Here is a 15,689-nt window from a genome sequence, read left to right on the forward strand (position 1 = left end):
ACGATGCGAGCCGGATAAAAAGAGAAATATGTCGATCAAAGCCAGCATCTATCATCTGACGCATTACACCTATGACAAGCCGGTCCGCCTCGGCCCACAGATTATCCGGCTGAAACCTGCCTCGCATTCGAAGACTCGGGTGCTCAGCCACTCGCTGAAGGTCACGCCCTCCAACCATTTCGTCAACCTGCAGCAAGACCCTTATGGCAATTACCTTGCCCGCTATGTCTTTCCGGACCCGGTGACCGAATTCAAGATCGAGGTCGATCTCGTCGCCGACATGACGGTCTACAATCCCTTCGACTTCTTCGTCGAGGAAGAGGCAACCAAGTGGCCCTTCGGATACCCTGAAACGATCCAGGAAGATCTGTCGATCTACATGACGCCGGAGCCGGCCGGTCCGCGCCTCAAGGCGCTGCTGCCGACGCTCGACTGGTCGCCCGACCAGCCGACAGTCGATATGATCGTCGGCCTGAATGCCCGCCTGCAGAGACAGATCGGCTATGTCATCCGCATGGAAACCGGCGTGCAGACGCCGGAGGAAACGCTGGAAAGCGCCAAGGGCTCCTGCCGCGACACCAGCTGGCTGCTCGTCCAGATCCTTCGCCATCTCGGCCTCGCCGCCCGCTTCGTCTCCGGCTACCTCATTCAGCTGACGCCGGATCTGAAGGCGCTTGACGGCCCTTCCGGCACCGAAGTCGATTTCACCGACCTGCATGCCTGGGCGGAGGTCTATCTGCCTGGCGCCGGCTGGGTCGGCCTCGATCCGACTTCTGGCCTGCTGACCGGCGAAAGCCACATCCCGCTTGCCGCCACGCCGCATTATCGCAACGCCGCTCCGATTTCCGGCGGTTATTTCGGCGAGGCCGAAACCGAATTCGCCTTCGACATGAAGGTCTCGCGCGTCGCCGAGCACCCGCGCATCACCAAGCCCTTCTCCGATGAAAGCTGGGAGGAGCTCAACGAACTCGGCGAAAAAGTCGACCGTGTCCTCGAAGCCGAGGACGTACATCTGACGATGGGCGGCGAACCGACCTTCGTTTCGATCGACGATTTTCAGTCCGAGGAGTGGAACACCGCCGCGGTCGGCCCGACCAAGCGCGAAAAGGCCGACATCCTGATCCGCAAGCTGCACGAACGCTTCGCCCCCGGCGGTTTCCTGCATTATGGCCAGGGCAAATGGTATCCGGGCGAAAGCCTGCCGCGCTGGACCTTCTCGCTCTACTGGCGCCGCGACGGCAAACCGGTCTGGCAGAACCTCGACCTGGTCGCCGCCGAAGGCAAGGATACCGGCGTCAAAGCCGAGGATGCCGAAAAGCTCCTGACGGCGATCGCAAAGGAGCTGGCGATCAAGCCCGATATGGTGCAGCCGGCCTATGAGGATCCCGCTGACTGGATCATCAAGGAAGGCAGCCTTCCCGAAAATGTCGATCCGGCGAATTCGAAGCTGAAGGATCCCGAGGAGCGCAATCGCATCGCCCGCGTCTTCGCCCGCGGCCTCACGACTCCGACCGGTTACATCCTTCCGGTCCAGGCATGGAATGCCAGGGCAGCGGAAAGCCGAGTCTGGGTCAGTGAGAAATGGCGCACCCGCCGCGGCAAGATCTTCCTCGTCCCGGGCGACAGTCCGATCGGTTACCGCCTGCCGCTCGGCACGCTGCCCTATGTTCCCCCGGCGCGTTACCCCTATATCCACCCCGCCGATCCGACGATCCCGCGCGAACCGCTGCCTGATGTCTTCGTACCGGCCGGCCGGGCCATGCCGGAAGCCTCTTTCCATGCCGACGAGAGCAATCGCGGCCGGATCGAACAGACGCTCGGCGAACTCCGCGGCGCCGTGCGCACCGCCATGTCGGTCGAGCCGCGCGACGGCAGGCTCTGCATCTTCATGCCGCCGGTGGAGCGCATCGAGGATTATCTCGAGCTGATCGCCGCTGCCGAAAACGCCGCTGCCGAGCTCAAGCTTCCCGTCCATATCGAAGGTTACCCGCCGCCGCAGGACGAGCGCATCAACGTCATCCGCGTCGCCCCGGATCCCGGTGTCATCGAGGTCAACATCCATCCGGCCTCCAACTGGAAGGACTGCGTCGACATCACCACGGCGATCTACGAGGAGGCACGCGCCACCCGGCTCGGCGCCGACAAGTTCATGATCGACGGCCGCCATACCGGCACCGGCGGCGGCAACCATGTCGTCGTCGGCAGCGCCAATCCGAACAACAGCCCCTTCCTGCGCCGTCCCGACCTCCTGAAGAGCGTGGTCCTCCACTGGCAGCGCCACCCCTCGCTCTCCTACCTCTTCTCCGGCATGTTCATCGGCCCAACCAGCCAGGCGCCGCGCATCGACGAGGCTCGTCACGACAGCCTCTACGAGCTGGAGATCGCCATGGCGCAGATCGACCCCAGCCGCGGTCAGCAGCCGCTGCCCTGGCTCGTCGACCGCCTGTTCCGTAATCTTCTGACCGACGTCACCGGCAACACCCACCGTGCCGAGATCTGCATCGACAAGCTATTCTCGCCCGACGGCCCGACAGGACGGCTCGGCCTCATCGAGTTCCGCGGTTTCGAGATGCCGCCCAACGCACGCATGTCGCTTGCCCAGCAATTGCTGGTGCGCGCGCTGATCGCCCGTTTCTGGGTCAATCCAGTCGACGGCAAGTTCGTCCGCTGGGGTACGACCCTGCATGACCGTTTCATGCTGCCGCATTTCGTCTGGGCCGACTTCCTCGACGTGCTTGCCGACCTTCGCGAAAATGGCTTCGATGTCAGCCCGGAATGGTTCAAGGCCCAGCTCGAATTCCGCTTCCCCTTCTGCGGCGAAGTCGAATACGAGGGCTCGAAGCTGGAACTGCGCCAGGCGCTGGAGCCCTGGCATGTCATGGGCGAGGAAGGCGCGCCGGGCGGCACCGCCCGCTACGTCGACAGCTCCGTCGAACGCCTTCAGGTGCGACTCGAAACCAACAATGCCTCGCGTTATACCGTCACCTGCAACGGCCGCACCTTGCCGCTGACGCCGACCGGTACATCGGGCGTGTCGGTCGCCGGCGTCCGCTACAAGGCGTGGCAGCCGGCCTCGGGCCTGCACCCCGTCCTGCCGATCAACACCCCTTTGACTTTTGACATTTATGATACATGGTCGAAGCGTTCGATCGGCGGCTGCATCTATCATGTTGCTCATCCAGGTGGCCGGACCTATGACACCTTCCCGGTCAACGGTAACGAGGCGGAAGCAAGACGGCTCACCCGATTCGAGCCGTGGGGGCATACGGCGGGCGGATACATTCCGCGCGTCGAGACGGGTTCGCCGGAATTCCCGCTGACGCTGGATCTCAGGCGGCCCGCCGGGGTTTGAGGCCGAGGGTTTGAGGCTTAAGTTTTGATGGGCAAGAAGCCGGCAGTGGAGCGCAGGGAAGAGGCAGAGGACCGCATCGCCAAGAATGCGGCCTTCGACTATGCGCCGCTTCCCGATACCGCCGATGAGATGGTCGACAACGACGGCGCCGTCCGCCCCGTCTGGCAGAATTTCCTCTCGCATCTGAGCGCAATGCCGGAAAAGGATCTCGCCGAGCGCTTCGCCCGCGCCGACCGCTATCTCCGTGATGCCGGCGTCTTCTATCGCGCCTATGGCAGCAAGGGCACCGGCGAGCGAGCCTGGCCGATCTCGCATATCCCGGTGCTGATCGACGAGCGCGAATGGCAGACGCTGTCGGCGGGCCTCGTTCAGCGCGCCGACCTGCTGGAAGCAATCATCGCCGATATCTACGGCGAAAACCGGCTGGTGGAGGAAGGTTTCCTGCCGCCGGCACTGATCGCCGCCAATCCCGAATTCCAGCGCCCGCTCGCCGGCGTCAAGCCGGCATCCGGCCATTATCTGCATTTCTGCGCCTTCGAGATCGGCCGCGGGCCTGACGGCAACTGGTGGGTGCTCGCCGACAGGACGCAGGCTCCCTCAGGCGCTGGTTTCGCGCTGGAAAGCCGCGTCGCGACGACTCGTGCCTTCTCGGATATCTATGCTGAAACCCCGGTCCATCGCCTCGCCTCCTTCTTCGGCGCCTTCCGCGACGCGCTACAGGGCATGAAACATTCGGGCGACGACCGCATCGCGGTGCTGACACCTGGCCCCGCCAACGAGACCTACTACGAACACGCCTATATCGCCCGCTATCTCGGCTTCATGCTGCTCGAGGGCGAGGATCTGACCGTCGTCAAGGGCCGTGTCATGGTGCGCACTGTCGCCGGCTTGAAGCCGATCGGCGTGCTCTGGCGCCGTCTCGATTCGGCTTTTGCCGACCCGCTGGAGTTGAACCAGAATTCGCATATCGGCACGCCCGGCCTCGTGGAAGCGCTGCGCGCCGAAAGCCTCACCATCGTCAATGCGCTCGGCACCGGCATTCTTGAAACCCGGGCGCTTCTCGCCTTCATGCCGACCATCTGTCACCATCTGCTTGGCGAGGATCTGCAATTGCCCTCGATCGCTACCTGGTGGTGCGGTCAGGAGGAAGAGCGCGAGCACGTGGCAAAAAACATCGAAAAGATGGTAATCGGCCCGGCCTATTCCCGCGCTCCCTTCTTCGACGATAACGGCGAATCCGTGCTCGGCTCATCGCTGCGTGCGGCTGCCAAGGATTCGATAACCGACTGGCTGAGTTCCGACGGCCCGAAGCTCGTCGGCCAGGAAGTTGTCACGCTGTCGACCACACCCGCCTGGGTGGATGGCAAGCTCGTGCCGCGGCCGATGTCGCTGCGCGTCTTCGCCGCCCGCACCGCAAACGGCTGGCAGATCATGCCCGGCGGTTTTGCCCGCATCGGCTCCGGCGCCGATGTCGCGGCGATCGCCATGCAGTCCGGTGGTGCCGCCGCCGATGTCTGGATCGTCAGCGACAAACCGGTCGAGCGCCACACGCTGCTGCCCGCTGAAGGCAGCTTCACCCGCAACATGCCGGGCAGCCTGCCGAGCCGGGCGGCCGACAACCTGTTCTGGCTCGGCCGCTACATCGAGCGCGCCGAAGGGGCGCTGCGCATCCTGCGCGCCTGGCATGCCCGTTTCGCCGAAGCTGCCGATCCGAGCCAGCCACTGCTCGCCGACGTCTCCGATTATCTGGCCGCCGTCGATATCGATACCGCCGACGCCGTGCCGGAAACGCTGCTGCGCAACATTGACAGCGCCGTTTATTCGGCCAGCAACATCCGCGACCGTTTCTCGCCGGACGGCTGGCTGGCGCTCAACGATCTCGCCAAGACCGCCCGCCGCTTCCACGTCACCGTCGCTGCCGGCGACGACGCCAGCCACGCGATGACGATCCTCTTGCGGAAGCTTGCAGGCTTTGCCGGTCTCATGCATGAAAACATGTACCGCTTCACCGGCTGGCGGTTCCTTTCGCTCGGCCGTTATATCGAACGCGGCCTGCACATGACGCGCCTGCTCGGCCACATGTCGGGCCCGGAAGCGCCTGACGGCGCGCTCGACATGCTGCTGGAGATCGGCGACAGCGTCATGACTCATCGCCGCCGCTATAACGTCAACACCGCGCGGCTGACTGTCACAGACCTCTTGGCGCTCGACCCGCTCAACCCGCGTTCGGTCCTCTTCCAGGTGAACGAGATCCATCACGAGGTCGAGCAGCTGCCGAATGCCATGATCAACGGCCAGATGTCGCCCTTCTACCGCGAGGCGATGCGGCTCCATTCCGGCCTGGCGGTGATGACGCCGGAGGGCATGGGCGTCGAGGTCTATCAGCGACTGGAACGCGAGTTGGAGCAACTCTCCGATCTGCTCGCCCAGACCTATCTCGGGTGATGGCCGTGCTCTACGATCTCTCCCTCCACATGGGTTACAGCTACGACGCGCCGGCCTCCGGCGCCCGCCATATCATGCGCCTGATGCCGCTGTCGCTGGCCAATCGGCAGCGGCTGATCGCCGGCTCGATTACCATTTCGCCCTCGCCGGACGAGCAGTCGCATTTCGTCGATTTCTTCCATCATCCCGCTACCTCCTTCCTGCTGCGCGCGCCGCACGAAACGCTCGACATTCGCATGCAGGCCCGCGTGCAGGTGGAAAGCCAGCCGATCGCCGCCGATTTCTCGCCGCTGCTTGCCGACCTGCCGGAGGAGATATCAGGCATGTGGTCGCTGGCGCCGGATTCGCCGCACCATTTCCTCGGTGACAGTCCGCGCCTCACCGAAGCGCGCGAGATCGCCGACTATGCGCGAAGCTGCGCCACGCCTGATCTGACGGCCATGCAGATTGCTCATGCGCTCTGCGCCCGCATCAACAAGGATTTCACCTACGACCCGGAGGCAACGACGGTGGACACCACGCCGATCGAGGCGTTCAAGCTGAAGCGCGGCGTCTGCCAGGATTTCACCCATGTGATGATCCTGGCTCTCAGAAGCCTCGGCATTCCGGCCGGCTACGTCTCCGGCTTCCTGCGCACCATCCCGCCACCCGGCAAGGAACGGCTGGAAGGGGCGGACGCCATGCATGCCTGGGTGCGCATCTGGTGCGGCGAGACGATCGGCTGGATTGAACTGGATCCGACCAACAACATTCCCGCCGGCATGGACCACATCGTTGTCGCCTACGGCCGGGACTATTCCGATGTCGTCCCCGTCATCGGCGTCTTGAAGAGCTACGGCGGCCACCGCGCCGTCCAGGCGGTCGACGTGATCCCGCTGAAATAATCCCAAAACTGGAAAAATCCGACGATTCGTTAAAATTGTATTGACGCCGTAAGGACCGCGTAAAGAAGCAGCATGCCTAAATCGCCTCACAGGGTTTCCAGTTGGGTGAACATGATGAACACCTCCTTTTTGCGTCCCTGCCTGCATCGCATGTTCAGCGATCGAGGCGGTAATTTCGGTATCATGACGGCAATCATGATCCCCGTTCTTTTCGGCGCTGCCGGCATGGCGATCCAAGTCGGTGATATGCTGCTGTCGAAGCAGCAACTGCAGGAAGCAGCCGACTCGGCAGCGCTTGCGACCGCCACCGCACTGGCGAATGGCACGATCCAAACCTCTGAGGCTGAAGCCTTTGCCCGGAATTTCGTCGCTGGGCAGATGGCGAATTATCTGCAGAGCGGTACCGATATCAAGAGCAGGACGGCCGTTAATGTCCAGGCAACGACATCGGGCAAGTCAACATCCTACCAGGTAACGGTTTCGCCGAGTTACGACCTCACGGTCAATCCGCTGATGCAGGCGGTCGGCTTCAAGACACAGCATCTCTCGACCTCTGGAACGACGGTCGGCGGGCATTCGCAGACCCAAGGCTCGATCTCTATGTTCCTCGCACTCGATAAATCGGGGTCGATGGGATATCCTACCACGACGGTCACGACGGAATCATACACCTATAAATGCAACCCCCACCTCAACAAAAACGGTAAGACAGTCTACGACACCTGCACCGGCACGCGTACGCGTTATTACACAAAAATAGAAGCACTAAAGCTCGCCGCCGGCAATCTTTTTGATCAGCTCAATAGCGCGGATCCCAATGCCGAATATGTACGCACAGGCGCGGTATCATACGATATCGTTGAATACCCAGCCAGCAGTCTCGCTTGGGGAACCGCCGCTGTCTCAAGCTATGTCAGCGCGCTTCAAGCTGATGGCGGCACGAACTCCAGTGGCGCAATGAACACGGCCTATTCGGCCCTGACCGCTAACAACGCTGCGGGGAATGACGCCGAAGACGCCGCCCACCAGCAGAAAACCGGGCAGGTACCCAGGAAGTACATCGTCTTCATGACGGACGGCGACAATAATAATGATAGCAGCGGCGGCCGTTCCTACGACACCGCGACGAAGAAGACATGCGACGACGCGAAATTGAAAGGCATCGAAATCTATACGATTGCCTTCATGGCGCCCGAGGGGGGACAGGCACTGCTGCATTATTGCGCCTCCGATGACTCCCATTATTTCCAGCCGGAAAAAATGGAAGACCTTCTTGCCGCCTTCAAGGCAATCGGAGCGAAGGCCTCCGCGCAGGTGACGCGCCTGACCAACTGACGATATGTCCCGGCAAAAGCCTAACGAAAAAGCCGCACCGGAACAAACCGGAGCGGCTTTTCGTTGTGCTCGTTCGGCGCATCAGATCGGGAAAAACGATTGAAATCAACCCTCTCGACCCGCGTGAATATGAAGGTTTCGCAAATTTTTCGTTTGTCCAAATCCTTTGTTGCAAGTGCCTAGTAACGATGCATAAACTGTCACTGGTGCAAGCGACAAATTGATTGAATCAGGCATAACATCCTGAAACCAAATTAAAATTGGCGAGACCTGACGATGAACACTGTTTCCAAGCCGATCATCCCCTCCCCCGCCCCTCGCAGTTCAAGGCCGGAAATTCTCGCTGAAGAAATTATCGAGCGTCTGACCTACCGCATCGGCAAGGATGCCAAGGTGGCAAAGCCCCATGACTGGCTGACGGCGACGATCCTGGTGGTGCGCGACCGCATCATCGACAAGTGGATGGCTTCCACCCGCGAGGTTTATGCGACAGGTGCCAAGCGCGTCTATTATCTTTCTCTCGAATTCCTGATTGGCCGCCTGATGCGCGACGCCATCTCGAACCTCGGCCTGATGGAGGAGGTGCGTGATGCGCTCGCCTCGCTCGGCGTCGACGTCAACGTCATTGCCGGCCTGGAACCGGACGCCGCACTCGGCAACGGCGGCCTCGGCCGCCTGGCTGCCTGTTTCATGGAGAGCATGGCGACGGTCGAGGTTCCGGCCTATGGCTACGGCATCCGCTATGTCCACGGCCTCTTCCGCCAGCAGCTGGCAGACGGCTGGCAGGTGGAACTGCCGGAAAACTGGCTCGCCCACGGCAATCCCTGGGAATTCGAGCGCCGCGAAAGCTCCTATGAAATCGGCTTCGGCGGCGCCGTCGAATTCATTACCACCCATGACGACCAGCCGCGCTACGTCTGGAAACCGGCCGAGCGCGTCATCGCCGCCGCCTTCGACACGCCGGCCGTCGGCTGGCGCGGCAAGCGCGTCAACACGCTGCGCCTCTGGTCGGCGCAGCCGATCGATCCGATCCTGCTCGATGCCTTCAACGCCGGCGACCACATCGGGGCGCTGCGCGAAAGCAACAAGGCCGAAAGCCTGACCCGGGTTCTCTATCCTGCCGACGCCACCCCGGCCGGCCAAGAACTGCGCCTGCGCCAGGAATTTTTCTTCTCGTCGGCCTCGCTGCAGGACATCCTGCGCCGCCATCTGCAGCAATATGACGATTTCACTTCGCTGCCGGACAAGGTGGCGATCCAGCTGAACGACACTCACCCCGCCGTCTCGGTCGCCGAACTCGTACGTCTGCTCTGTGACGTACACGGGATGGATTTCGACCAGGCCTGGGACATCACCCGCCGCACCTTCTCCTATACTAACCACACGCTTCTGCCCGAAGCGCTGGAAAGCTGGGCGGTGCCGCTGTTCGAGCGTCTGCTGCCGCGCCACATGCAGATCATCTATGCGATCAATGCCAAGATCCTGATCGACGCCCGTAAGGGCAAGAATTTCTCCGATGGGGAAATCCGCTCGATCTCGCTGATCGATGAAAGCGGCGACCGCCGTGTGCGCATGGGCAACCTCGCTTTCGTCGGCTCGCATTCGATCAACGGCGTCTCGGCCCTGCACACCGACCTGATGAAGGTCACGGTCTTCGCCGATCTGCACAAGCTCTATCCCGACCGCATCAACAACAAGACCAACGGCATCACACCGCGCCGCTGGCTGCAGCAGTGCAATCCCGGCCTCACCGGCCTGATCCGCGAGGCGATCGGCGACGAATTCCTCGATGATGCCGAGAAGCTGCGTGCGCTCGACGTGCATTCCTCCGATCCGGCTTTCCAGCAGAAATTCGCAGCGATAAAACGCGCCAACAAGGTGGCACTCTCCAACCTCGTCGCCAGCCGCATGGGCGTGAAGCTCGATCCGTCGGCGATGTTCGACATCCAGATCAAGCGCATCCACGAATACAAGCGCCAGCTGCTGAATATCATCGAGGCCGTCGCGCTCTATGACCAGATCCGCTCGCATCCGGAGCTCGACTGGGTGCCGCGCGTGAAACTCTTCGCCGGCAAGGCGGCGCCGAGTTACTACAACGCCAAGCTCATCATCAAGCTGATCAACGACGTCTCCCGCACGATTAACAACGACCCGTCGGTACGCGGTCTGCTGAAGATCGTCTTCGTCCCGAATTACAATGTCTCGCTCGCCGAAGTCATGGTTCCGGCCGCCGACCTCTCTGAGCAGATCTCGACCGCCGGCATGGAAGCATCCGGCACCGGCAACATGAAGTTCGGCCTCAATGGCGCGCTGACGATCGGTACGCTCGATGGCGCCAATGTCGAGATGCGCGACAATGTCGGCGAGGACAACATCGTCATCTTCGGCCTCAAGGCCGACGAGGTGTCGAAAGTCCGCAGCGATGGCCACAATCCCCGCGCCATCATCGAGGGATCGCGCGAACTCGCTCAGGCGCTTGCCGCCATCGGCTCCGGCGTCTTCTCGCCCGATGACCGCAACCGCTATACATCGTTGATCGACGGCATTTATTCGCACGACTGGTTCATGGTCGCGGCCGATTTCGACGCCTATGCCCAGGCCCAGCGCGAGGTCGACCAGATCTGGACCAACCAGTCCGCCTGGTACACCAAGACGATCAACAATACGGCACGGATGGGCTGGTTCTCTTCCGACCGGACGATCAGGCAATATGCAGACGAAATCTGGAGAGCCGGATGAAAACGCCGAAAACCGTCCCTGAAGTAAAGCTTTCCTGGGAAATTTCGGCAGATGAAATCACGGCAATCCTTGCCGGCTCGCATTCCAATCCCTTTGCCGTCCTAGGTGTGCACCAGGCCGGCGACGCCTTCGTCGCCCGGTGCTTCATCCCGGGCGCGGAGGAAGTGACCACCATGACGCTCGACGGTGGCGTCATCGGCGAACTGAAGCAGCTTCACGTCGACGGCTTCTTCGCCGGCCCAGTTTCCCTCGCAAAGGTCCAGCCGGTGCGTTACCGCGCCCGGCGCGGTGATGCCGAATGGGCTGTCACCGATCCCTACAGCTTCGGTCCGGTGCTCGGACCGATGGACGATTATTTCGCCCGCGAGGGCTCGCACCTGCGACTATTCGACAAGATGGGCGCTCACCTCATCAAGCATGACGGCGCCCAGGGCATCCATTTCGCCGTCTGGGCGCCGAACGCACAGCGCGTCTCGGTCGTCGGTGATTTCAACAATTGGGACGGCCGCCGCCACGTGATGCGCTTCCGTGCCGACAGCGGCATCTGGGAAATCTTTGCCCCTGATGTACCGATCGGCGTTGCCTACAAGTTCGAGATCCGCGGCCAGGACGGCGTATTGCTGCCGCTGAAGGCCGATCCCTTTGCACGGCGCAGCGAGCTGCGACCGAAGACCGCCTCGATCACCGCCGCCGAGCTGGAGCAGGAGTGGGAAGACGAGGCCCATCTGAAGCACTGGCGCGAGACCGACAAGCGCCGCCAGCCAATCTCGATCTACGAGGTGCATGCCGCCTCTTGGCAGCGCCGGCAGGACGGCACGATGCTGTCCTGGGACGAGCTGGCCTCCAGCCTTATCCCCTATTGCGCCGACATGGGCTTCACCCATATCGAATTCCTGCCGATCACCGAGTACCCCTACGATCCCTCCTGGGGTTACCAGACGACCGGCCTCTACGCGCCGACCGCCCGTTTCGGCGAGCCGGAGGGTTTTGCCCGTTTCGTCAACGGCTGCCACAAGGTCGGAATCGGCGTCATCCTCGACTGGGTGCCGGCGCATTTTCCGACCGACGAACACGGCCTCGGCTGGTTCGACGGGACGGCACTCTATGAGCACGAAGACCCGCGCAAGGGCTTCCATCCGGACTGGAGCACGGCGATCTACAATTTCGGCCGCACCGAGGTCGTTTCCTATCTCGTCAACAACGCGCTCTACTGGGCCGAAAAGTTCCACCTCGACGGCCTGCGTGTCGATGCCGTCGCCTCGATGCTCTACCTCGATTATTCGCGCAAGCACGGCGAATGGATCCCGAACGAATATGGCGGCAACGAGAACCTCGAAGCGGTCCGTTTTCTGCAGGATCTCAACATCCGCATCTACGGCAAAAATTCCAACGTCATGACCATCGCCGAGGAATCGACCTCCTGGCCGAAGGTCTCGCAACCCGTCCATGAAGGCGGCCTCGGCTTCGGCTTCAAGTGGAATATGGGCTTCATGCACGACACGCTGAGCTACATGAGCCGCGATCCCATCTATCGCGGGCACCATCACAACGAACTCACCTTCGGCCTGCTCTACGCCTATTCGGAAAATTTCGTCCTGCCGCTCTCGCATGACGAGGTTGTGCACGGAAAAGGCTCGCTGATCGCCAAGATGCCGGGCGACGACTGGCAGAAGTTCGCCAATCTGCGCGCCTACTACGCCTATATGTGGGGCTATCCCGGCAAGAAGCTGCTGTTCATGGGCCAGGAATTCGCCCAGTGGAGCGAGTGGAGCGAAGAGAAGGCACTCGACTGGAACCTGCTTCAATATCGTATGCACGAGGGCATGCGGCGCCTGGTGCGCGACCTCAATTTCACCTATCGCAGCAAGCCGGCACTGCATGAGCGTGACTGCGAGGGCGAAGGTTTCGAATGGCTGGTCGCCGACGACCACCAGAATTCCGTCTTTGCCTGGCTGCGCAAGGCGCCGGGCCAGAAGCCGGTCGCCGTCATCACCAATTTCACCCCTGTCTATCGCGAGAATTACTCGATCCGCCTGCCGTCCGCAGGCCGCTGGCGGGAAATCCTGAACACCGATGCCGACATCTACGGCGGCAGCGGCAAGGGCAATGGCGGGCGCGTGCAGGCCGTCGATGCCGGCGGCAACATCACCTGCTCGATCACCTTGCCGCCCTTGGCGACAATCATGCTTGAACCTGAAAATTAGTGACTGGTGGGAGGAGAAAATGGTAGAAAAGCGCGTTCAGCCACTTGCCCGCGATGCAATGGCTTATGTTCTGGCGGGCGGTAGGGGGAGCCGTCTCAAGGAACTCACCGACCGGCGTGCCAAGCCGGCCGTCTATTTCGGCGGCAAAGCCCGCATCATCGATTTCGCCCTGTCGAACGCCTTGAATTCCGGCATCCGCCGCATTGGTGTCGCGACGCAATACAAGGCGCATTCGCTGATCCGTCACATGCAGCGCGGCTGGAACTTCTTCCGCCCCGAGCGCAACGAGAGCTTCGATATTCTGCCGGCCAGCCAGCGCGTCTCCGAGACGCAATGGTACGAAGGCACGGCCGACGCCGTCTATCAGAACATCGACATCATCCAGGATTACGGCGTCGAATACATGGTCATTCTTGCGGGCGACCACGTCTATAAGATGGACTATGAATGGATGCTGCAGCAGCACGTCGATTCCGGCGCCGACGTCACCATCGGCTGCTTGGAAGTGCCGCGCATGGAAGCGGTCGGCTTCGGCGTCATGCATGTCAACGAGAAGGACGAGATTATCGCCTTCGTCGAGAAACCGGCCGATCCGCCGCCCATTCCCGACAAGCCGGATTTCGCCCTCGCCTCGATGGGCATCTACGTCTTCCACACCAAGTTCCTGCTCGACGCGCTGCGCCGCGACGCCGCCGACCCGGCCTCGAGCCGCGACTTCGGCAAGGACATCATCCCCTATATCGTTAAGAACGGTAAGGCGGTCGCCCACCGCTTCGCCAAGTCCTGCGTCCGTTCCGATTTCGAGCACGAGCCCTACTGGCGCGACGTCGGCACGATCGACGCCTATTGGCAGGCCAATATCGACCTGACGGCGATCGTTCCCGAACTCGACATCTACGACAAGTCCTGGCCGATCTGGACCTATGCAGAGATCACCCCGCCGGCAAAATTCGTCCATGACGACGAGGATCGCCGCGGCTCGGCCACCTCCTCCGTTGTGTCAGGTGACTGCATCATCTCTGGCGCCATGCTCAACAACAGCCTGCTCTTCACCGGTGTCAGGGCCAATTCCTTCTCCAAGATGGAAGGTGCGGTCATTTTGCCGAACGTGAAGATCGGACGGCGCGCGCAGCTCAAGAATGTGGTGATCGACCATGGTGTCGTCATTCCGGAAGGCCTGGTCGTCGGCGAGGATCCCGAGCTCGATGCCAAGCGCTTCCGGCGGACGGAAAGCGGCATCTGCCTGATCACGCAACCGATGATCGACAAGCTGGATATCTGACGTATGAAAGTTCTTTCGGTTTCGTCCGAAGTCTTCCCTTTGATCAAGACAGGGGGTCTGGCCGATGTGTCCGGCGCCCTGCCGATTACTCTGAAAGCCTTCGGGGTCGAGACCAAGACCCTGCTACCCGGCTATCCCGCCGTCATGAAGATCATTCGCGACCCAGTCGTCAGGCTCGAATTCCCCGACCTGCTCGGTGAGCGGGCGACCGTGCTCGAGGTTGAGCACGAGGGGCTCGATCTGCTCATCCTCGATGCGCCGGCCTATTACGACAGGCCGGGCGGGCCCTATCTCGATCCGCTCGGCAAGGACTATCCGGACAACTGGCGCCGTTTCGCCGCTCTGTCGCTTGCCGCCTCCGAGATCGCCGCCGGCCCGCTGCCCGGCTGGCGGCCGGATCTCGTCCACACCCACGACTGGCAGGCGGCGCTGACCTCGGTCTATATGCGTTATTACCCGACGCCGGAACTGCCGAGCGTGCTGACCATCCACAACATTGCCTTCCAGGGCCAATTCGGTTCAGAGATCTTTCCCGGCCTGCGCCTGCCTGCCCATGCCTTCGCCACCGAAAGCATCGAATATTACGGCACTGTCGGCTTCCTCAAGGGCGGTCTGAAGACTGCCCATGCGATCACCACGGTCAGCCCGACCTATGCCGATGAGATCCTGACGTCGGAATTCGGCATGGGGCTGGAGGGCGTCATCGCCAGCCGCATCGACGATCTGCACGGCATCGTCAACGGCATCGACACCGATATCTGGAACCCGGCGACCGATCCTGTCGTCCACACCCATTACGGCCCGACGACGCTGAAGAACCGCGAGGAGAACCGGCGCTCGATCGCCGAATTCTTCCATCTCGACAATGACGACGCCCCAATCTTCTGCGTCATCAGCCGTCTTACCTGGCAGAAGGGCATGGATATCGTCGCCAACGTCGCCGATGAGATCGTCGCCATGGGCGGCAAGCTCGTCGTGCTCGGCTCCGGCGAAGCCGCGCTTGAAGGCGCGCTGCTCGCCTCCGCCAGCCGCCATCCCGGCCGCATCGGCGTCTCGATCGGCTATAACGAGCCGATGTCGCACCTGATGCAGGCCGGCTGCGACGCGATCATCATCCCCTCGCGTTTTGAGCCCTGCGGCCTCACCCAGCTTTACGGCCTGCGTTACGGCTGCGTGCCGATCGTCGCCCGCACCGGCGGGTTGAATGATACCGTGATCGACGCCAATCACGCCGCACTTGCAGCGAAAGTCGCAACCGGCATACAATTTGCCCCCGTGACGGAAACGGGCATGCTACAGGCAATCCGCCGTGCGATGCATTTTTACCAGGACCGAAAACTCTGGACCCAATTGCAAAAGCAGGGCATGAAATCGGATGTCTCCTGGGAGAAGAGCGCCGAACGCTACGCTGCCCTCTATTCAAGCCTCGTCTCGAAAGGCATGTGACC

8 protein-coding genes are annotated in these 15,689 nt (G+C 61.8%); all 8 read left to right on the forward strand.

The features are described from left to right. Window positions 1-28 precede the first annotated feature (28 nt). On the forward strand, window positions 29-3,352 hold the full coding sequence (locus FY112_RS17570; protein ID WP_151518964.1) for a transglutaminase family protein: 3,324 nt from the start codon (window positions 29-31) through the stop codon (window positions 3,350-3,352). Between the two features lie 27 nt (window positions 3,353-3,379). Further along, window positions 3,380-5,797, forward strand: a complete 2,418-nt coding sequence (locus tag FY112_RS17575; protein WP_017962104.1) for a circularly permuted type 2 ATP-grasp protein — start codon at window positions 3,380-3,382, stop codon at window positions 5,795-5,797. A 5-nt stretch (window positions 5,798-5,802) separates the two neighbouring features. Next, window positions 5,803-6,681 carry a transglutaminase family protein gene (locus tag FY112_RS17580; RefSeq protein ID WP_077979655.1) on the forward strand — a complete coding sequence of 293 codons (879 nt, stop codon included), beginning with the start codon at window positions 5,803-5,805 and terminating at the stop codon, window positions 6,679-6,681. A gap of 114 nt (window positions 6,682-6,795) precedes the next feature. Next, window positions 6,796-8,016: a TadE/TadG family type IV pilus assembly protein gene (locus FY112_RS17585; RefSeq protein ID WP_151519008.1), complete on the forward strand. Its 1,221-nt coding sequence runs from the start codon at window positions 6,796-6,798 to the stop codon at window positions 8,014-8,016. 276 nt (window positions 8,017-8,292) lie between these two features. Then, window positions 8,293-10,755: a glycogen/starch/alpha-glucan phosphorylase gene (locus FY112_RS17590; protein WP_072640561.1), complete on the forward strand. Its 2,463-nt coding sequence runs from the start codon at window positions 8,293-8,295 to the stop codon at window positions 10,753-10,755. Next, a complete protein-coding gene (glgB, locus tag FY112_RS17595; RefSeq protein WP_151518965.1) occupies window positions 10,752-12,959 on the forward strand; it encodes a 1,4-alpha-glucan branching protein GlgB in 2,208 nt (735 codons plus the stop codon). Before FY112_RS17590 ends, glgB begins: the two co-directional genes overlap by 4 nt. A 19-nt stretch (window positions 12,960-12,978) precedes the next feature. Beyond that, window positions 12,979-14,241 carry a glucose-1-phosphate adenylyltransferase gene (gene glgC, locus FY112_RS17600; RefSeq protein WP_027667781.1) on the forward strand — a complete coding sequence of 421 codons (1,263 nt, stop codon included), beginning with the start codon at window positions 12,979-12,981 and terminating at the stop codon, window positions 14,239-14,241. Between the two features lie 3 nt (window positions 14,242-14,244). Next, the gene (glgA, locus tag FY112_RS17605) at window positions 14,245-15,687 is read left to right on the forward strand and encodes a glycogen synthase GlgA (RefSeq protein WP_151518966.1); all 1,443 of its coding nucleotides are present in this window, start codon (window positions 14,245-14,247) and stop codon (window positions 15,685-15,687) included. Window positions 15,688-15,689 lie beyond the last annotated feature (2 nt).

Source organism: Rhizobium sp. PEPV16 (genome assembly GCF_008919455.1).
GTDB lineage: Bacteria > Pseudomonadota > Alphaproteobacteria > Rhizobiales > Rhizobiaceae > Rhizobium > Rhizobium leguminosarum_Q.

Coding starts and splice junctions, on each gene's coding strand:
- FY112_RS17570 (WP_151518964.1), top strand. CDS start 29: ATGTCGATCAAAGCCAGCATCTATCATCTGACGCATTACACCTATGAC.
- FY112_RS17575 (WP_017962104.1), top strand. CDS start 3,380: ATGGGCAAGAAGCCGGCAGTGGAGCGCAGGGAAGAGGCAGAGGACCGC.
- FY112_RS17585 (WP_151519008.1), top strand. CDS start 6,796: ATGAACACCTCCTTTTTGCGTCCCTGCCTGCATCGCATGTTCAGCGAT.
- FY112_RS17590 (WP_072640561.1), top strand. CDS start 8,293: ATGAACACTGTTTCCAAGCCGATCATCCCCTCCCCCGCCCCTCGCAGT.
- glgB (WP_151518965.1), top strand. CDS start 10,752: ATGAAAACGCCGAAAACCGTCCCTGAAGTAAAGCTTTCCTGGGAAATT.
- glgC (WP_027667781.1), top strand. CDS start 12,979: ATGGTAGAAAAGCGCGTTCAGCCACTTGCCCGCGATGCAATGGCTTAT.
- glgA (WP_151518966.1), top strand. CDS start 14,245: ATGAAAGTTCTTTCGGTTTCGTCCGAAGTCTTCCCTTTGATCAAGACA.